Annotated in this window: 20 protein-coding genes; 9 read left to right on the top strand and 11 right to left on the bottom strand. The window is 35.7% G+C overall.

What is annotated here, in order from left to right; genetic code table 11:
• Nucleotides 1-31: 31 nt before the first annotated feature.
• From mnhG to O1A01_RS20755, 7 genes are read right to left on the bottom strand one after another with little or no spacing between them, the layout of a single operon-like run.
• The gene (gene mnhG, locus O1A01_RS20785) at nucleotides 32-406 is read right to left on the bottom strand and encodes a monovalent cation/H(+) antiporter subunit G (protein WP_270064877.1); all 375 of its coding nucleotides are present in this window, start codon (nucleotides 404-406) and stop codon (nucleotides 32-34) included.
• Entirely contained in the window at nucleotides 390-686 is a 297-nt protein-coding gene (locus tag O1A01_RS20780) for a Na(+)/H(+) antiporter subunit F1 (RefSeq protein ID WP_270064876.1), read from the bottom strand. Before O1A01_RS20780 ends, mnhG begins: the two co-directional genes overlap by 17 nt.
• Before the next feature lies 1 nt (nucleotide 687).
• Nucleotides 688-1,164 (bottom strand): Na+/H+ antiporter subunit E, encoded by a 477-nt coding sequence (locus O1A01_RS20775; protein WP_270064875.1) that lies wholly within the window; start codon nucleotides 1,162-1,164, stop codon nucleotides 688-690.
• Between the two features lie 5 nt (nucleotides 1,165-1,169).
• Nucleotides 1,170-2,651 (bottom strand): Na+/H+ antiporter subunit D, encoded by a 1,482-nt coding sequence (locus O1A01_RS20770; RefSeq protein ID WP_270064874.1) that lies wholly within the window; start codon nucleotides 2,649-2,651, stop codon nucleotides 1,170-1,172.
• Nucleotides 2,644-2,982: a Na(+)/H(+) antiporter subunit C gene (locus tag O1A01_RS20765; RefSeq protein WP_270064873.1), complete on the bottom strand. Its 339-nt coding sequence runs from the start codon at nucleotides 2,980-2,982 to the stop codon at nucleotides 2,644-2,646. The genes O1A01_RS20770 and O1A01_RS20765 overlap by 8 nt, the downstream gene beginning before the upstream one ends.
• Nucleotides 2,982-3,404: a Na(+)/H(+) antiporter subunit B gene (locus O1A01_RS20760; RefSeq protein ID WP_270064872.1), complete on the bottom strand. Its 423-nt coding sequence runs from the start codon at nucleotides 3,402-3,404 to the stop codon at nucleotides 2,982-2,984. The genes O1A01_RS20765 and O1A01_RS20760 overlap by 1 nt, the downstream gene beginning before the upstream one ends.
• Nucleotides 3,391-5,805 carry a Na+/H+ antiporter subunit A gene (locus tag O1A01_RS20755; protein WP_270064871.1) on the bottom strand — a complete coding sequence of 805 codons (2,415 nt, stop codon included), beginning with the start codon at nucleotides 5,803-5,805 and terminating at the stop codon, nucleotides 3,391-3,393. The genes O1A01_RS20760 and O1A01_RS20755 overlap by 14 nt, the downstream gene beginning before the upstream one ends.
• 256 nt (nucleotides 5,806-6,061) lie before the next feature.
• On the opposite strand from O1A01_RS20755, the gene O1A01_RS20750 reads away from it, so the two are divergent.
• The 3 genes from O1A01_RS20750 (at nucleotide 6,062) to O1A01_RS20740 (ending at nucleotide 8,545) form a co-directional block, all read left to right on the top strand.
• Nucleotides 6,062-6,310, top strand: a complete 249-nt coding sequence (locus O1A01_RS20750; RefSeq protein ID WP_066420833.1) for a hypothetical protein — start codon at nucleotides 6,062-6,064, stop codon at nucleotides 6,308-6,310.
• 316 nt (nucleotides 6,311-6,626) lie between these two features.
• Nucleotides 6,627-7,976, top strand: coding sequence for a glucose-6-phosphate isomerase (locus O1A01_RS20745; RefSeq protein ID WP_270064870.1), 1,350 nt, complete (start codon nucleotides 6,627-6,629; stop codon nucleotides 7,974-7,976).
• A gap of 155 nt (nucleotides 7,977-8,131) precedes the next feature.
• Nucleotides 8,132-8,545, top strand: coding sequence for a YugN-like family protein (locus tag O1A01_RS20740; protein WP_066420830.1), 414 nt, complete (start codon nucleotides 8,132-8,134; stop codon nucleotides 8,543-8,545).
• A gap of 2 nt (nucleotides 8,546-8,547) precedes the next feature.
• Here the strand turns inward: O1A01_RS20740 and O1A01_RS20735 are convergent, their stop codons facing one another.
• Both O1A01_RS20735 and O1A01_RS20730 read right to left on the bottom strand, forming a co-directional pair.
• Nucleotides 8,548-9,558 (bottom strand): potassium channel family protein, encoded by a 1,011-nt coding sequence (locus O1A01_RS20735; protein WP_270064869.1) that lies wholly within the window; start codon nucleotides 9,556-9,558, stop codon nucleotides 8,548-8,550.
• Nucleotides 9,559-9,563: 5 nt separating this feature from the next.
• The gene (locus O1A01_RS20730; protein ID WP_066420827.1) at nucleotides 9,564-9,806 is read right to left on the bottom strand and encodes an atypical membrane-integrating protein (Mistic protein); all 243 of its coding nucleotides are present in this window, start codon (nucleotides 9,804-9,806) and stop codon (nucleotides 9,564-9,566) included.
• A 119-nt stretch (nucleotides 9,807-9,925) separates the two neighbouring features.
• On the opposite strand from O1A01_RS20730, the gene O1A01_RS20725 reads away from it, so the two are divergent.
• From O1A01_RS20725 to O1A01_RS20710, 4 genes are all read left to right on the top strand, one after another.
• Nucleotides 9,926-10,108: an H-type small acid-soluble spore protein gene (locus O1A01_RS20725; RefSeq protein ID WP_066420826.1), complete on the top strand. Its 183-nt coding sequence runs from the start codon at nucleotides 9,926-9,928 to the stop codon at nucleotides 10,106-10,108.
• A gap of 635 nt (nucleotides 10,109-10,743) precedes the next feature.
• Entirely contained in the window at nucleotides 10,744-11,523 is a 780-nt protein-coding gene (locus O1A01_RS20720; RefSeq protein ID WP_066412252.1) for an SDR family oxidoreductase, read from the top strand.
• Between the two features lie 48 nt (nucleotides 11,524-11,571).
• Entirely contained in the window at nucleotides 11,572-12,036 is a 465-nt protein-coding gene (locus O1A01_RS20715) for a hypothetical protein (RefSeq protein WP_066412253.1), read from the top strand.
• Nucleotides 12,036-13,055 (top strand): alpha/beta fold hydrolase, encoded by a 1,020-nt coding sequence (locus O1A01_RS20710; RefSeq protein ID WP_270064868.1) that lies wholly within the window; start codon nucleotides 12,036-12,038, stop codon nucleotides 13,053-13,055. The genes O1A01_RS20715 and O1A01_RS20710 overlap by 1 nt, the downstream gene beginning before the upstream one ends.
• A gap of 184 nt (nucleotides 13,056-13,239) precedes the next feature.
• Here O1A01_RS20710 and O1A01_RS20705 read toward each other — a convergent pair whose 3' ends face one another.
• Both O1A01_RS20705 and O1A01_RS20700 read right to left on the bottom strand, forming a co-directional pair.
• Nucleotides 13,240-14,226 carry a Gfo/Idh/MocA family protein gene (locus tag O1A01_RS20705; RefSeq protein WP_270064867.1) on the bottom strand — a complete coding sequence of 329 codons (987 nt, stop codon included), beginning with the start codon at nucleotides 14,224-14,226 and terminating at the stop codon, nucleotides 13,240-13,242.
• A gap of 101 nt (nucleotides 14,227-14,327) precedes the next feature.
• On the bottom strand, nucleotides 14,328-15,488 hold the full coding sequence (locus O1A01_RS20700; RefSeq protein WP_270064866.1) for a dicarboxylate/amino acid:cation symporter: 1,161 nt from the start codon (nucleotides 15,486-15,488) through the stop codon (nucleotides 14,328-14,330).
• A gap of 242 nt (nucleotides 15,489-15,730) precedes the next feature.
• On the opposite strand from O1A01_RS20700, the gene O1A01_RS20695 reads away from it, so the two are divergent.
• Together O1A01_RS20695 and proC are read left to right on the top strand one after the other, a co-directional pair.
• On the top strand, nucleotides 15,731-16,918 hold the full coding sequence (locus O1A01_RS20695) for a LysM peptidoglycan-binding domain-containing protein (RefSeq protein WP_270064865.1): 1,188 nt from the start codon (nucleotides 15,731-15,733) through the stop codon (nucleotides 16,916-16,918).
• A 431-nt stretch (nucleotides 16,919-17,349) separates the two neighbouring features.
• Nucleotides 17,350-18,159 carry a pyrroline-5-carboxylate reductase gene (gene proC, locus O1A01_RS20690; RefSeq protein ID WP_270066443.1) on the top strand — a complete coding sequence of 270 codons (810 nt, stop codon included), beginning with the start codon at nucleotides 17,350-17,352 and terminating at the stop codon, nucleotides 18,157-18,159.
• Nucleotides 18,160-18,181: the final 22 nt, after the last annotated feature.

Below are 18,181 nucleotides of genomic sequence, written 5' to 3'. Positions count from 1 at the left end.
AGCGACTTATGAATCGCTACTCCTTCTTCATTTAACCTCTTACGCGTTTTAGCTGTGCTTCTTCTTGTTCTTTTTTATCACGTAAATCATCTTGGATTGATGTGTTTGAAAGCTTAACGTCCGTATAATACGCAGCTCTCGTCATAAGATGGGCACCTACTGGAGCAGTAATGAATACGAAAATGATTCCTAGTAGAAGTCGAGCACTAAAATATTGACTATCAAACCAGAAATAAAGCATAGCAGCAATAAGAACAAAAAGTACACCTAACGTAGAGCTCTTAGAAGCCGCATGACTTCGGCAATACACATCCGGTAAACGAATGAGTCCGATTGTTGTAACAAGGCTTAGAAGAGATCCTAAAATGACCAAACCACCAATAACATAACTAGTTGCTTCTGTCACGGTCAAAAATCTCCCCTTTCTGTAAAAACTTCGAGAATGCTACTGTTCCAACAAATGCGATTATCCCAATTAATAAGATAACTTCTAAAAAGGCATCTGTCCTTAAAATAATAGATGTAATTGCTGTAATCCCTATTAAATTAATACCGATAGAGTCAAGCCCCATCACTCTATCAGGAACAGATGGGCCTTTTACTACTCTGTATACGAGTCCTAAAGTAGAGATAGATAAAATGACGAGCCCAATTGTTAACATAATGTCTAATGGTGTATCAAACATTTTATCTAGTCACCTCCTTAATAACTCGTTCAAAGTTATTTTTAATATCTTTAATCGTTGCATCAGCATCTGGTATATTCATCGCATGTATATACAATATTTTATTATCGTCAGAAATATCCATTACTAACGTACCTGGAGTTAAACTAATGAGAAGTGATAGTAATGTTATTTCCCATCTAGTATTCAAATCTGTTGGCATGGCGAAAATTCCAGGCTGAATATTTAGCTTCGGACGTAAAATATCCCGAATAACTTGAATGTTAGATAAAATAAGTTCACGGAAAAAGATGAGGAGTAGCTTAAAAGCAGCCCACACTCTTTCTACGTAAAGTCTACCAGGGAAAAATCTCCTCATCGCCCAAAGAATAAATATTCCCCAAAAATAGCCAACGAAAAAAGTCGGAAACGTCCAATCAATTTTTAGGAACATCCATAAAAATGCGATCGTTAAATTTATTAAAATTTGAAAAGCCATAGAAACTACTCCTTTAATACTGCTTGAATATAAGCAGTAGGGTCTGCTAATGTTTCAGCTGCTTGCATAATATACGGGGTAACAACTTCTGCTCCCACTCCTAAAAAGACGGAAATGGCAATTAGAATAACAGAAGGATACACTAAACCTTTTATCGAGCCCTTTTCTTCCTTTTCCGTTAGAACTTCTTCTCTAAAGAAGCAATTCAAGAATATTTTCATAACAGAATATAGAACAAGTAAGCTAGAAAGTAACATAACAGCTACGAACCAATAGTGGCCTTCACTTAAACCAGCTTGAGTTAGTAGTACTTTCCCAACGAAACCGCTTAGTGGTGGAATACCAGCAAGCGCTAAAGCAGCTAAGAAGAACATCCAACCAAGTAGTGGATGTCTTTTTATTAGTCCACCCATTTCTTTTATTTTATTGGTTCCAGTAATCGTAAACATTGCGCCAGCTAGGAGGAATAATGCTCCTTTGATGACCATGTCATGTACTAAATAATAAATAGCTCCAGCATAACCTGTTTCTGTTGCAATAACAACACCGAACACAATTACTCCAATAGCAGTAATAATGTTGTAAATAATAATCTGTTTTACATCCGAATAAGCGACTGCACCGATAGCACCAATTAATATCGTTATGCCTGCGAGTACAGCGATAATTTGATGTGTTATTTGCGGCTCATGTGGGAAAATGACAGAGAACATACGGAAGATAGCGTACACTCCAACTTTCGTTAAAAGAGCCCCAAACAATGCAGTTACAGCATATGGAGGTGCTTTATAGGAACCGGGTAACCAAAAGTATAGTGGGAAAAGACCACCTTTTAATCCGAAAACAACAAGGAACAAAATTGCAATGACAGTTAACAATGGAGTTTGCCCATATTCTGCAACTCTAGCACCTAAGTCAGCGATGTTTAATGTTCCAAGTACAGCATAAATGTAGGCAACCGCAATAACGAATAGTGCAGATGAAATGACATTTATTAAGACGTACTTTAAAGATTCACGTAACTGAATCTTTGTACCTCCAATAACAATTAGTGCATAGGAAGCCATTAAAAATACTTCGAAGAATACAAATAGGTTAAACAAGTCACCTGTTAAAAAGGCACCCATTACACCAGTTATTAAAAACTGGGTAAAAGCGTAGAAATAATGCTTTTCTCGATCTTCTCCAATAGATTTAAAAGCAAACAATATACATGTAAAACTAACAACAATCCCAGTTAAAACTAAAAGTGCACTGAACATATCCGCAACTAGTACTATTCCAAAAGGAGGTTTCCAGCCACCAAGTTCTAACGTTTGAATACCGTTATTAAATACTGTTTGAACGAGAACGATCGAGCTAATTGTTGTAAGTGACAACGCAAACACACTTATCCATTTTTGCAGCTGTAACTGCCTTGGGAAAAATAATAAAATCGTTCCAGCAAGCAGGGGGATAAGTATGGGTAATATAACAAGGTTACTCATTTTCATTTCCCCTTAATTTATCCATATCGTCTGTTTTCAGTTCTTGATAAGCTCTATATGCAAGCACTAAGAAAAAGGATGTTACCCCAAAGCTAATAACAATCGCAGTTAAGATCAGTGCTTGTGGAAGCGGGTCTGAATAACTATCCGCGTTTTGACCTAACAGTGGAGCGGCACCTGTTTTTAATCCACCCATTGATAGAAGTAGAAGGTGAGCACCATGTGATAATAGGGCAGTACCAAGAATAATACGTAAAATACTTTTTGAAAGAATTAAATACGTAGCACATGCTACTAAAATTCCAGCAACTATAGTCATCAATATTTCCATTATTCGCTCTCTCCAATCGTTTGAATAATGGTCATTGCAACACCTACAACAATTAAATAAACTCCTACGTCAAAAATAGTAGATGTTGCAAGAGCAGTTTCCCCTAGAATAGGGAAAGTTTCATAACCAAAAGTATGCGATAGGAACGGCGCATCGAAGAACATAGCACCAACTCCTGTCAACACACAGATTAACAGCCCAATAGCTGAAACTGTCATAAAATTAATAGGAAAAACGGTTTTTACTGTTTTCATATCAAACGCTAGTAATAATAAAACAAGCGCAGCGGACGTCATTAGTCCTCCAATAAATCCTCCACCTGGTGTGTAGTGACCAGCAAAGAAAATATAGATAGAGAAAGTAATGATAAGAAACGACAGTATCGTAGTGACCGTTTGAAGGATCAAATCATTTGCCTTCACCCTCTACGCCTCCTTTCTTATCAGCTAGACGTAATTTAATCATCATATAAATTCCGAATGCAGCAATAACTAGAACGGCACCTTCAAATAATGTATCAAAACCACGGAAGTCAACTAAAATGACGTTTACCATGTTTTTACCACCAGCTTCAGTATAAGTAGCCGCTTCGAAATAGCTAGAAATAGATTCGAACAAGCGGTGACTATTAGCAGAAATCCCAATGATGATAACAATTAAGCCGACAGCAACCGATATGATGAAGTTTGTTAAACGGAAACGTAACCGCGTTATTTGTACTTTGAATTCTGGTAAATGATAGAACACTAAAAGGTATAGAGCAACGGAAATCGTTTCAACTACTAACTGTGTTAGTGCTAAATCAGGTGCACGGAATAGCACGAAAAATAACGCAAGAGAGTAACCCACAACCCCTAAGGAAATTATGGCAGTTAGTCTTGATTTTGATATTAGTACTGTAAGGGTTGAAATAACCATTACAATAGCAAGGATTACTTCATATAAACCAACATCAGCGGCATCAGCTATATTAAATGTAAACACATCTAATCTAACAATTAGCGCCCCTAATAATAGCGCCATAAAGCCGAATATTATTATTAAATAATCGCGCATAAACCCTGTCATATATGAATTCGTAAATTTGTTTGATCCACGCTCAAGAGCTACAATTCCACCGTCATAAAATCTATTTAGTGCTAAACGTTGCGGGAACCATTCGTAAATTTTCCCCCACTTTGCAACAGTTAAGTAAAGGAATGTTCCAAATGCAACAACACCAATTGTCATAAATAACTCTGGTGTCCATCCGTGCCAGAAATATATATTGATATCTTCAATTAAGAAGTAATCTGGAAGAATAGATGAAACTGCTGGACCGATTAAACTTGGTGATAGTAAGTTCGGGAAGAACCCAAAAATCACAACTAATGAAACAAGTATAATAGGTGAAATTAACATTCCAATTGGTGCTTCATGTGGTTTCACATCAAGCTTTTCTGGTTGATATTTACCAGTAAACGTTTTGAATACAAGGATCATACTGTAAACAAATGTAAAAATACTTGCTAGCCATGCAAATACTGGGAATAAAATTCCTAATGTGTCCATATTCCAAGCATCAATTTGTGTAGCATGTAACATACCTGTAAAGAACATTTCCTTACTTAAGAAACCGTTGAATGGTGGTAAACCAGCCATCGCAAAACTTCCTATTAAGGCAAGCGTAAACGAAATTGGCATGATATTCATTAACCCGCCAAGTTTCCGTATGTCACGTGTTCCTGTTTCATGATCAACAATACCAACAACCATAAACAAGCTACCTTTAAAGGTCGCATGGTTAATTAAATGGAACACTGCAGCCATCGTTGCAACGGTATAAATGTTGTCATCTAAATAGTCGTAATAAACTGCAGCACTACCGATACCTAACAACGACATAATTAACCCTAATTGACTTATCGTTGAGAAGGCTAATATACCTTTTAAATCTGTTTGCTTCACCGCGGAGAAGGAACCCCAGAAAAGGGTGATGAGGCCAAAAACTGATACGAGCCAGAACCATTCAGGAGCACCTGCAAAAATGGGGCTCATTCTTGCTACTAAATAAATACCAGCTTTAACCATCGTTGCGGAGTGTAAATAAGCACTAACAGGTGTTGGAGCTTCCATTGCATCTGGTAACCAAATATGGAATGGAAATTGTGCAGATTTAGTAAATGCGCCTAGCAATATTAATATTAATGCTGGGATAAACAGTGCATCCGCAGTAACAATATCTACATTAGCAATAATTTCTCTAATGCTAAATGTGCCAGTCATGATGTATAGGAGCACAAAACCAGCTAACATAGCTAGACCACCGAAGACAGTAATTAGCATCGATTTTTGAGCACCATATCTTGATTTTTCTCGTTGATACCAATAGCTAATTAACAAGAAAGAAGAAAAGCTTGTTAATTCCCAGAACGAGTATAAAACAATCAAGTTATCTGATAAGACAACCCCGAGCATTGCGCCCATAAACATTAATAAATATACGTAAAACGTATTAAGTGCTTCTTTTTCTTTCGATAGGTAATAAATTGAATAAAGCACTACTAGTGCACCGATACCTGTAATCAGTAGGGCAAATAAAAGTCCTAAACCATCCAGGTATACAGTGAAATTGATTCCAAGTGAAGGAATCCAATTCATCGTACTAATGTATGTTTCCCCGTTCATCGAGCTTCGAATAAAGCCTATGAAGTAAATAAAAAGTAGGATAGGTAATATTAATACAAACCATCCTGTATGTATTTGGCGGAAGTACTTGTGTAAAAAGGGTACAAATATCGCCAATATTAATGGGGAAAGAATCACTAAGTGAATCAGTGACAAGATGTTAACCTCCTCTATTCTGTATAATATTTAACCTTCTTTATAAATTATAAAGAAGGTTATTTTTATTTAAGAATGATTACTATTAAGATTATATACTAAAATAAATTAGTGTGCATCCTAACTGCCTACTAGTATTAGCAACTTTTCCAAACTATATTAAATAAATAGAAACTAGGAAAAAATCACGAAAAAAATTTTTTTTGAATAAAAAACGACAATTTTAGCCACGCTATTACTAGGTGGTGGTAGGTTTATGGTAAAAAGAAAAGCTGCTGTTGCTCTATCCATCTTTTCTTCATTATTTGCAGGCGCATGGTGGCTCCATGTAGACACGAAAAAAGATTATACTAATCAGATGTACCAAAGCTATGACCCATCAGTAGTATTAGTGGGGAATAATCAAGATACGTATAATCAGATACAGCCGTTTAAACCCCGGGAGTATATTCGTGTTGTTGCAAAAAACAAAAAAGAAGAGCAAGAAGAAGTAGAACCAACATAAGGCGGTTATACAAAAAGTATAGCCGTCAAATTTATTCGTTTTGTTTAAATTTTTTCAAAATTGCGGTTATACATTAGTATAGCCGTTTTTTAAGGTAATACGTAAGAGAAATTATTTAAATATAATGTTGGTGTTTTCTTTCGTTGAATTTTTTTGAAATTATTACTATATTTGCACTTTTTCTATACCTTTTTTGAACAAACATAAAACATTTTCTATGTATACGTTTTCAACTAGAGGTGAGTTCTTGAATTATTCACTTTCTTTCTGTAAAGTGAAAATGGGTATGGTCAATATGTTTTTAGGAGGCAAATAAATGGCACATATTAGCTTTGATTACAGTAAAGCTTTATCATTTTTCGGTGAACATGAAATTACATACTTAAGAGATGCGGTAAAAGTTGCTCACCATTCTTTACATGAAAAAACAGGAACAGGTAATGACTATTTAGGCTGGATTGACCTTCCTACTAATTATGATAAAGAGGAATTTTCTCGAATCGTAAAAAGTGCGGAAAAAATAAAAGAAGACTCTGACATACTTCTTGTAATTGGAATTGGTGGATCTTATTTAGGCGCACGCGCTGCAATTGAAATGTTAAACCATTCTTTTTACAATGCTTTAGCGAAAGAGCAACGTAAAACTCCACAAGTAGTTTTTGTCGGAAATAATATTAGCTCTACTTATATGAAAGACTTAATGGATTTATTAGATGGAAGAGATTTCTCTATTAACGTTATTTCAAAATCAGGTACAACAACGGAGCCGGCAATAGCGTTCCGTATTTTCCGTAAGCTATTAGAAGAGAAGTACGGAAAAGAAGAAGCGAAAAACCGAATTTACGCGACTACTGATAAGGCGCGTGGGGCACTAAAAACGTTAGCAACAGAAGAGGGTTATGAAAGTTTCATCATTCCAGATGATGTTGGAGGACGTTATTCTGTTTTAACAGCAGTAGGTTTATTGCCAATTGCAGTAACTGGTGTAGATATTGAAGCAATGATGAAAGGTGCTGCAGATGCTAGCGAAGAATATGGTAAATCTGAGCTTGAAGAAAACGCAGCATATCAATATGCGGTAGTTCGTAATGTTTTATATAACAAAGGTAAAACAATTGAAATGTTAATTAACTATGAGCCTGGTCTGCAATATTTCTCTGAATGGTGGAAGCAATTGTTTGGAGAAAGTGAAGGGAAAGACCAAAAAGGAATCTTTCCTTCATCTGCTAATTTTTCCACAGACCTTCACTCATTAGGTCAATACGTACAAGAAGGACGTCGTGATCTTTTTGAAACAATTATAAAAGTTGAAAAACCACGTCATGAATTAACGATTGAAGAAGAAGCAGCTGATTTGGATGGGCTCAATTATTTAGCTGGCCAAACAGTTGATTTTGTTAATACAAAAGCTTTCGAAGGAACGATGCTTGCTCATACAGATGGAGGAGTTCCAAACCTAGTAGTAAACATCCCATCTATGGATGCATACACTTTTGGATATCTTGTTTATTTCTTTGAAAAAGCTTGTGCAATGAGTGGTTATTTACTTGGAGTAAATCCATTTGATCAACCTGGAGTGGAAGCATATAAAGTGAATATGTTTGCGCTACTAGGTAAACCAGGGTTTGAAGAAGTAAAAGCTGAGCTAGAAAAACGTTTGAAATAAGAACATTTTAGCAGAGCCAGCCCTAAGCGCTGGAGCTAGATAAACAAAAGCTACGACTATTTTATTTAGTCGTAGCTTTTTTTATAAACACTCTTGTACCTGCTGCATGACTATTTTTTTAAAGGGCAACCTACTTAATAAAGGGAGGTGTTGTCATGATTCCAATTCCTTCTAAAATTGAGGGGTTAGAAAATGAACTTTATCAATTTGAGCTACAGTTAAAAGAATTGAATTATGTTATTGGCGGAAATTGGGATTACGATCACGGCTATTTTGATTATAAAATTGATGACGAAGTAGGCTACCAATTTCTCCGTGTTCCTTTCCAGGCTGTAGATGGACAACTGGACTCACATGGAACAAAAGTGAAATTAGGACGTCCGTTTTTACTCTCTCATAAATATCAAATAGGAGTCGATGATGATCACGATTCAAATATAGGGAATTTCTCAGCATCATTCAACCAGTTCCAAGAACCACAAGATCCCGATGCACAGTTTCCTCAAAAGTACGTTGACCTTGGGAAAGCTCTTGTTCAAGAATTAGAAGCAGTATTAATTCCTTCTTAACTCTAGCTCTTAATAATAAGTAAACGATCATGTTCTTTAATTTCTGTTAAAAGAGGAGGATTTACTATCGTTTCTCCTCTTCTTTTAATTCCAATAACTAATTGATTTTGTACCAATAATTCATTAAGTAATTCTTGATAAGTTTTATACAAGTACTCTTCCTTTACATCAACAAATGTAAGCTTGCTTCCTTTTAATTGATCTAACAGCTTTAATAACGTATTAGACATTCCGTTTGACATAACACTATTTATTATGACGTAGCTAGAAAGCATATTTGTTTGGATGATTTCGTCAGCTCCAGCTCGATCTGCATTTTTGAGTTGAGCAGAAGTTAATATTTCAACAATTGCGTATACGTTTGGGTTTAATCCTTTCACACTTAACAGAGTAATTATCGTGTTCATATCAGCTTGTGCTTCCTCTTTACTTTGATCTGCTGTAATAATAACAATTTTAGCTTTCGGAATATTAGCTTCCAGTAGTACATGATCAAATGTAGAATTACCTTTAATAAAATGAATAGGAGTGTCTTGAATAGGTAATTCCTTTAAACTTTCATCAATTAATACGATAGACATAGGCTTGTTGACAATTTCTTTTAATTGCTCAAGTGTTTCACGAACTCTCTCATTCCAACCAATAATAACGATATGATCTTGACCTTGATATTTCACCTTACCCTCCAAAATCGCGTTTTGTATTTTTACAGTATTTGTAGCTAACATAACGAAATAAGTAGTGACAAAACCAGTTCCAATTAATATGAGCACAATCGCAATAATACGGCCAGTAATACTTACTGGAACAAAATCTCCATAACCAAGTGTAGCTGTAGTTACAATTGCCCACCAAACACCATCAAAGATTAACGGGAATTCCTCGGGCTCTACAAAATGAATGACCGTCCCAAACGAAATGTTTAATATAATAATGAGAAATAAAATGCGTAGTACTATAGGTGACTTTATCCATTGAAAATATATAGGAACACGATATTGCTTTTTTGCCAATGGTATTACTCCTGTTCTGTAATAAGCGATAGTACTTCTTTTACAATCGTATTAATTTTTTTCGTAATTGCTTCTTCTCCATATGTATCCATACCTGTTTGTATTAATTTCACAACTTCTTCGTCAAAAGTAATAATTTCTTTATCTTCTTCAGCTTCATTGTAAAGCTCGATAAACTTATCTAGACTTTCATTCATTTGATCTATCGCGTTACTTAATGTGGTTTTTTCGATATCGTTTAATTTCAACTTATTTCACCTCAAGTACTATTGTTGACAGAAAAGGGTAGAGAGTAAACGGTGTCGGTATAAAAATTACTTGTGAAGGAACAATAATTTAGAAAAGATGATTGTAGGAGGTAAGAGCAATGGATACGAGACGTGTTCGCCAAATTTTATCATCCCCTGCAGAGATTGATGTAAAGTATCATGGCACTTCTGTATGGATTGATGGATTAAGTGAAGATGGTAAAACAGCAACAGTGCATTTAAGAGGTCCAGGAGAAGAACGAACAACTGTTGACGTGTCTGAGTTAGTCGAAGAAGAGTAAATTTTATATAAAGGTTGTCAAGAAAAGTCCAATGGTGGACTTTTCTTTTTTTGGAGTCAGTTTGCCGTTACGCCTCCGCTTTTCATTGTCTAGCTCCGGTGGCTAGGTCCTGCTCAAACTTCACTTTTCCTCCGTACGATAAGTCAACATCGACTCACTCTCGTTCGTCGTGTTTCCTATATCTCCTGCGGAAAAGCTCCAGTTTGATTGGACCTAAACGAGCCATCTCCGCTTTTCTTTGTCTAGCTCCGGCGGCTAGGTCCGGCTCAAACTTCACTTTTCCTCCGTACGATAAGTCAACATCGACTCACTCTCGTTCGTCGTGTTTCCTATATCTCCTGCGGAAAAGCTCCAGTTTGATTGGACCTAAACGAGCCGCCTCCGCTTTTCTACTAACCCTATTAAAATATGCGGGGGCGGTTATATCAATTTTCTCACGGGTTGATGGAATGGTAACTATAATGTAGAGAACGGTTAATGAAAGAAAATTGGATTTAAACGGGTGAAAGCATCCGAAATACTCTATTGAAAAAGAAGTAACGATTAGAGTATAGGAGGTACTTCATCGATTTGTTTAATCAAAAATTAGTAGGGGGAAAACCTTTACTGTTTGCTATGATAGGAGGTTTAACTAAATGCATCCAAATGACCTTTTTCAGTTAAAGGGTAAAACAGCTATTATAACAGGTGGAGGAAAAGGGCTTGGTGCACAAATGGCTAATGTACTTGCGAGAGCAGGTGCGAATATTGTCATTTGCTCAAGAAATGAAGAAATTTGCAAACAAACGTGTAAACAATTGGAAGAAGAAGCAGGAGTACAAACGTTAGCCATTTCTTGTGATGTGACTAAAGGTGAAGAAATTGAAGCCGTCATTCAAGCAACAATGGAAAAGTTCGGACAAATAGACATTTTAATTAATAATAGCGGTACCTCTTGGATTTCTCCATTCATTGATTTTCCCGAAGAAAAATGGGACAAAGTCATGGATGTTAATGTAAAAGGTACCTTCCTCTTCAGTCAAGCGGTTGCAAAAGTAATGATGAAGCAGCGTAAAGGAAAAATCATTAATATAGCATCCGTTACGGGAATGGGAGGAACGTTTCCAGAATTACTAGATACTATTGCCTACAATACTAGTAAAGGGGCGATTCTCACTTTTACAAAAGATTTAGCAGTTAAACTAGCAAGATTTAATATCCAAGTTAATGCCATTGCTCCAGGGTTTTTTCCAACAAAAATAACAGAAAAAGTGTTAAAAGATGTTAATGCGCAAGTAGTGAAACATATACCAGCTGGTCGATTTGGAAATAGTGACGATCTAAAAGGTGCAACACTTTTTCTTGCTTCAAAAGCTTCAGATTATTGCATCGGTCAAGTAATCGTAATAGATGGCGGTATTACAGCTTTAGTTTAATGGAAGTATGTAGGAGTATATTTCTTTAAAAATAAAGGAGTGCAGGAAATGTCAAACCTAGATAAAAATAAAGAGATTCGAAAAAAAGCGATACAAATTGAAAAAAAAATAAACGACAGTATTCAAAAGCTATTAAACCGTGAGGATCTTGTTCAACAAACAGCGATAAGTAGTGAAATATATGGAACAGTATTAAATCAACTACAGCAATATATGGAGCTATTGTCCATTCATTTTAATTTACCAACGAAAAATGATATTGCTAACACAGCAAGATTAGTTATTCAAGTAGAAGAAAAAATTGATCGTTTAGAAGAGCAATTACTAGATTTGAAAGACTATATTGAAGAAATGAAAAAAAATGCAAGTGAGTTACCGACGATGAATTTCATTATGGAAAAAAAGCCAAAGGAAACAGTGGAAATAAAGGATACAAGTAAAAGACTTATTTTATCCCGTACTCTTGGGAAGGAACAAAAAGTAAGGCGAACAGAAGAAGGGGATTCAATCTAATGAGAGATTCAATACCTTCTAATTGGAGAAAATCGCCATCAATTGGAGGTCCTACAGCTCGTAAGGCAATATGGAAAAAAAATAAAGCAACTCTTTGGTATTATCCTTCAGCCCAAAAAACGTATAAAGAACCACTTTTCCTCATTTATTCTCTAGTTAATCAACCATTCATTTTAGATTTATATCCTGGAGCAAGTATGATTGAATCATTTGTTCAAAACGGTTATGACGTATACTTGTTAGACTTCGGCATACCAGGATACGAAGATAGTCACATTACAATTGATCATTATATTGTAGATTATATACAAAAAGGAGTTCAACGTACTTTACGACATGCTAAAGCAGATGAAATAACAATTATCGGCTATTGTCTTGGAGGGGTATTTGCCACGTTGTATGCGGCTATCGCCACAGAGTCAATAAAAAATTTGATATTAGTTGTTACACCAATTGATTTTAGTGAGCTACCTTCATTTAATAGATGGCTTACAGCTCTTAGGGACGAGAATATCAGTTTTGATCATTTATTTGATGCGTACGGTGTTTTACCTGCACCTCTAATTGAAGCAGGTATTCGTTCGATTACAGTACCTGTCTATTACACCCAATATTTAGCTCTACTACAAAACTCAAATAATAAAGAATACGTGGAACGCTGGAAACGGTTTAATGATTGGACAAAAGGACATATCCCTTTTGTAGGTCAAGCGTTAAAACAGTTTGTTAATGATTATGTTCGAGATAACAAGTTAGTTAATGGAGAAATAAAGATAAAAGGAAAAAATGTGCTGTTAAAGAACATAGATATGAATTTATTAGTAGTTGCAGCGAAAAATGATGAGTTAGTTCCACCAAGTTTATCTGAACCTATTATGAACCTCGTTTCTAGCAATGATAAGCAATTCCAATTAGTGGACGGTGGTCATACGACAATGACTGCTAAAAAAGGAGCATTACCAAATTATTTGCAAAACTGGCTTCCTGAAAGATCAACATTAATAGGAGAGGAAGTATAAACTATATAACTAGTGGGAGGTAACAATCGTGTATTTCTTATATACGAAATGGGAAAAGAAAATGGACCCTTATGTAGAATATTTAGGTATAGGAGCAGTAGTGTATAAACAATTTTATGCGTATATGAAAGATATGTAATAAAAAGGGATGGCTGTGATAACCTCAGTCCATCCCTATACATACTTATTGCTTATCAGCTTTATATACAATACCAATTTGCTTTCTTGCTCTTTCTATAACTTTAGCTGTTAATAAGGAATGTTCATACGAATTAATTGTTGATTCTTTTCTCCCTGTTTTTAGAAGGTGAAGGAACTCTTCTACTTCATAGTACATAGATTGTTGTCGTTGTGGAACCGTAATGTCTTCGATCGAACCATCACGATATCGAATTTGAACATGTTCTGGAGTATGGATTTTATCAATAATGATGCTCCCTTTTTCTCCTTGAATTTCGGATGGGAAATAGGAGTTTGAAATTTTGGAATGCATTGCTACTCCTTCCATCTCCTTATATGTTAACAATAATGTTCCTTCTCCATCTACTCCAGTAGAAAGCTTATAACCACTAGCTAGTATATTTTCTGGTTCGCCAAATAAAACGATACAAGGATATATACAGTAAATACCAATGTCCATTATGGATCCATTTGAAAAAGTTGGATCAAATGCATTAAGTATGTTTCCTTCTTTAAAAGCATCGTATCGTGAAGAATATTGGCAATACGATGCGACATATCGTCTGATCTTCCCAATTTTATGCAAGTTGTCACGAATTACTTTGAAATTTGGAAGTAATGTCGTTTTTAAAGCTTCCATTAATAAAACATTTTGTTTTTTTGCCATTTCTACCATCATGCTGACTTCTCTTACATTGGAAGCTAATGGCTTCTCGCAAAGAATGTGTTTACCGTATCCCATTAGAAGACAAGCTTGCTCAGCATGGAAGGAATTAGGGCTTGCTATATAAACGGCATCTACGAGCGTACTTTTACCAAGCTCATGTAAGTCTGTAAAAGTAGTATCAACATTATACTTACTAGCGAACTGATTTGCTCGCTCCTTGTCCCGAGAGTAAACGGCGACTAATTGAAAATCTTTATGTAGGCTTGCAGCTTCTATAAAGCTATCTGTAATCCAGTTTGTTCCTATTACAGCAAAACGTATCAAAACCTATCACCTCATTGTTTATGTATTCCTCCATAATAGTACACAATTACAGAAAACAAAAGAAAAGCTACACTTTAAGTAGTGCAGCTTTTCTTCTAATCCTATTTATTTGCAGTTAATTTATCTACTGCGTTTGCAATAGCTCCGTCACCTGTAACGTTACATGCCGTTCCAAAGCTATCTTGTGCTAAATATAAAGCCATCATTAATGCTAACATTGTTCCATCGAAACCTAACATAGTATCTAAAAGGCCTAAAGCTGCCATTACGGCGCCACCTGGTACACCTGGTGCTGCAATCATTGTAACACCAAGCATTAAAATAAATTGAAGTATGAGGCCGAAAGAAAGTTCTAAACTATTCATGTACATAACAGCCATCGCACAAGAAACTAACGTAATAGTACTACCAGAAAGGTGGATAGTTGCTAATAATGGTACTGAAAAGTCAGCTACTTTTTCTCGTACACCAATTCTTTTTGCTCTCTCTAGAGTAACGGGAATGGTTGAAGCCGAGGATTGAGTACCGAGAGCCGTAAAATAAGCCGGAAGCATTCCTTTTAACATAGCAAAAGGATTTTTCCTAGAAATGGCCCCACTTACTGTATATTGAATAACAAGCATTGTTAAATGTAACGCAATAATTAAAACAAAAACTTTACCGAAAACAGTCATAATCGTTTGCACTTGTCCACCTTGAGTCATGTTCGCAAATATCCCCAAAATGTGTAGTGGTAATAATGGGATTATTACTTTCGATATAACTAGTTCTATAATACTTCTAAAATCAATCATAATATTTTTAAGTGAATTTCCTTTTATAGCAGCCATACCTAAACCTAGGGTGAAAGCTAATACTAGTGCAGACATAACTCCCATAACGGCTGGGATTTCCAATTCAAAAAATGGTGCTAGGGTAGTTTCTCCAGGATTATCATATGCACCAGATTTAACAGTATTTCCTAGTAGTACTGGAAAGAGTGAAGAAGCAGCAATATAAGCTAAAATTCCAGCAACAATAGTAGATAAATAGGCAAGTCCGGCTGTTAATCCTAAAAATTTACCAGCACCTTTCCCAATTTCACCAATACCGGGTGCGATGAATGCAATAATAATGAGCGGAATTGCAAAGCCTAAAAAGTTACCAAATACTTCATTGAAAGTAGTAAATATTCTGATAAACCAGTTTGGCATAAATGCTCCAATTAAAATTCCAAGAAGAATAGCAATTATTATTCTTGGTAAAAGACCTATTCTTTTCATAATGTCTCCCCCTTTTAATAAACCATCATACCGTATGACAACGTTTTCATCATACAAAAATATGAACAAAATTGAAAGAATTATTTTTCCAATATTCATTTTAGTAGTAATTCATAATAAAAATGTAATAATGATGCTACTTTTTACCAAAGTATTATTATTTTAATAATGTAAAACGAAATAGGGATATGTATCATATGATGATTTTAGGAGATAGGGATGGAGCATTATAGGAGGTAAAAATGATGAGTTATAAATTTTTATCATTGCCCCAGCTTTCAGACAAAAGGTCAGAGTTACCAAACCGTGGAAACTTAGCAAAAAGAAATACAGCGTTACGAAATCTTGTACGAGTATGGCACCATAGTTTAACTAGGAAACATTTAGGAGGTTCGAATGCGAGAGGGTTTGCAAATTACCACGTTCACTCATTAGGATGGGAAAGAATTGGCTATACGTTTGTTATTGAGCCGATGAATATTGTTGATACTCCGAATGGAAGACGCGCTAGAATAGTATATGCAAACAATATTACCGATCGGTCTTATCATGTTGGTACGAGTAATGATTCATCGTTAGGAATATGTGTAGCTGGTGATTATCGTTATGATGACCTCGATGCAGCAACGATTGCTTCAATGGTAGATTTGCACCGTGCCCTCATCCAAGATAATATTGGGCGAAATGATAAATCACACCATGAAATGCCTGGATATGCTTGGAAGGTTTGTTGTGTGTTCGATTATAGAAAGGCATTAAGTACGTCCCCTCATTCACCAGTAATTGAAGCTGATTTACCGGATGCGTACACTGTTCAACAGGGAGATACACTATGGAGTCTTGCAAATAACGACGATCGCTTTACGGTGGAAGACTTGATGAGGTGGAACAATATTGAAAACCCTAGAAACTTACGAGTAGGACAAAAGTTGACCTTTAGACCTCCTACAACAAGTGCACCAACAACTCCACCTACAAGAGCAACAGTGAAATGGAGTGGCACTGTGACGTCGCCAGGACTAAATGTAAGAAAAGGTCCGTCGATTAATTTCCCAATAGTCCGTGCTCTAAATAATGGAGATGTTGTCGACGTTTATGAAGAAAGTAATGGATGGTTAAATATTGGAAATGGACAGTGGGTTTCAAATGTAGGAGGTAAATATGTAACTAAAAGAACGAATGCAGGAAGGAGATACCTTAATTTAAAGCCATCAATAAATGCATGGCGTGTTTATCCACTTAACCGAGCAGCAGTTCGAGGGAATGAAATAGGGTTTTTAAATCCACAAAAATTTGGTGGGTTATCTTATGAAATATTAGGGAACCCGATGAGCAATGTATATACAATTCAAACCGCTAATTTTGGAAGAGTAAATATTTTTGCATCAAATTCAACAGCTAGCACCATCACTAATAGACCAACTTATTAATAAAAGGATCTATTTAGTAAAAAGTTACTCAAAAACAACAACACTATACTATAGCCTAAAAAAGAGTGATAGTTTAGTAATACTTCTGAACTATTCACTCTTTTTAGGCAATCGTTTGAATTAGATATTTTACACATAACCTATTTCCGTTTTTTTACTGTTATGTAATACGGACAAGCCTCTCCAAATTTATCCAACCCTTAAAATAAGCGAATATTCACGATATACTCTCGTTAAACGTCCTCACAAACGTATAAACTTTGTATGTTAACGCTTTCACTAACTATCTGAGCATAATACTGCCGACTTCCTTAAATCCCCTTGATTCTGTTTTTAATCATGTTACTATAAAACTCATTAACAAGAATTGTATGAAATGGAGCGATAGGATGTTAAAAAATAAAACAATTGGTTTTATTGGTGCAGGTTCCATGGCAGAGGCGATGATCTCAGGAATAGTTTCCTCAGACTTAGTGCCTAGCCATCAAATAATTGCGAGTAACCGTAGTAATGTAAAAAGATTAAGTGAATTAGAGACTTGTTATGGAATAAAAGGATTAACGAAAGACCAGCTTGCAATTAACGAATTAGATATTATCGTCTTAGCAATGAAGCCTAAAGATATAGATGTCGCATTAGAAAGCCTCCAACAACAATTACAACCTCATCAACTAGTGTTATCAGTCATTGCAGGGATCTCCACAACTTACATTGAAGAAAAATTAAGAAGCAACCAACCTGTTATCCGTGTAATGCCTAATACTTCTAGTATGATAGGCGAATCAGCAACTGCCCTTTCCCTTGGTACCTATGTTACAGAAGAACAAACTAAAATCTCCCAAAAACTATTATGTACGATTGGTAAAGTATACATTATCGCAGAAGAGCATATGGATGTTTTTACAGGTGTAGCCGGTAGTGGTCCTGCTTATTTTTATTACTTGATGGAGCATATGGAAAGAACCGCTAAAGAGGCCGGGTTAGATCATGCTGTTTGTCGAGACGCAGTTGCCCAAACGATATTAGGCGCAGCGAAAATGATGCTACAAAACGATGAAGAACCAGCTTCGCTTCGAAAAAAAGTAACTTCACCAAATGGTACAACAGCAGCAGGTATAGAGGCACTTCGTTCATATGGTGGAGGAAAAGCTATATCAGAAGCGATTAAAGGGGCAGCTAAACGTTCGGAAGAAATAAGTATGCAAATGTTAGATGAAAATAATAACTTAGTAATAAATTAAAAAACGGATGATGAAAAACAGG

This window comes from Sutcliffiella sp. NC1, assembly GCF_027594365.1.
Taxonomy (GTDB): Bacteria; Bacillota; Bacilli; order Bacillales; family Bacillaceae_I; genus Sutcliffiella; species Sutcliffiella cohnii.
Note: the sequence above shows the minus strand (reverse complement) of the source record. Positions and strands in the feature narration are given on the sequence as shown.

Coding starts and splice junctions, on each gene's coding strand:
- O1A01_RS20780 (WP_270064876.1), bottom strand. CDS start 686: ATGTTTGATACACCATTAGACATTATGTTAACAATTGGGCTCGTCATT.
- O1A01_RS20775 (WP_270064875.1), bottom strand. CDS start 1,164: ATGGCTTTTCAAATTTTAATAAATTTAACGATCGCATTTTTATGGATG.
- O1A01_RS20770 (WP_270064874.1), bottom strand. CDS start 2,651: ATGAGTAACCTTGTTATATTACCCATACTTATCCCCCTGCTTGCTGGA.
- O1A01_RS20765 (WP_270064873.1), bottom strand. CDS start 2,982: ATGGAAATATTGATGACTATAGTTGCTGGAATTTTAGTAGCATGTGCT.
- O1A01_RS20750 (WP_066420833.1), top strand. CDS start 6,062: ATGGTAAAAAGAAAAGCTGCTGTTGCTCTATCCATCTTTTCTTCATTA.
- O1A01_RS20745 (WP_270064870.1), top strand. CDS start 6,627: ATGGCACATATTAGCTTTGATTACAGTAAAGCTTTATCATTTTTCGGT.
- O1A01_RS20740 (WP_066420830.1), top strand. CDS start 8,132: ATGATTCCAATTCCTTCTAAAATTGAGGGGTTAGAAAATGAACTTTAT.
- O1A01_RS20725 (WP_066420826.1), top strand. CDS start 9,926: ATGGATACGAGACGTGTTCGCCAAATTTTATCATCCCCTGCAGAGATT.
- O1A01_RS20720 (WP_066412252.1), top strand. CDS start 10,744: ATGCATCCAAATGACCTTTTTCAGTTAAAGGGTAAAACAGCTATTATA.
- O1A01_RS20715 (WP_066412253.1), top strand. CDS start 11,572: ATGTCAAACCTAGATAAAAATAAAGAGATTCGAAAAAAAGCGATACAA.
- O1A01_RS20710 (WP_270064868.1), top strand. CDS start 12,036: ATGAGAGATTCAATACCTTCTAATTGGAGAAAATCGCCATCAATTGGA.
- O1A01_RS20700 (WP_270064866.1), bottom strand. CDS start 15,488: ATGAAAAGAATAGGTCTTTTACCAAGAATAATAATTGCTATTCTTCTT.
- O1A01_RS20695 (WP_270064865.1), top strand. CDS start 15,731: ATGATGAGTTATAAATTTTTATCATTGCCCCAGCTTTCAGACAAAAGG.
- proC (WP_270066443.1), top strand. CDS start 17,350: ATGGCAGAGGCGATGATCTCAGGAATAGTTTCCTCAGACTTAGTGCCT.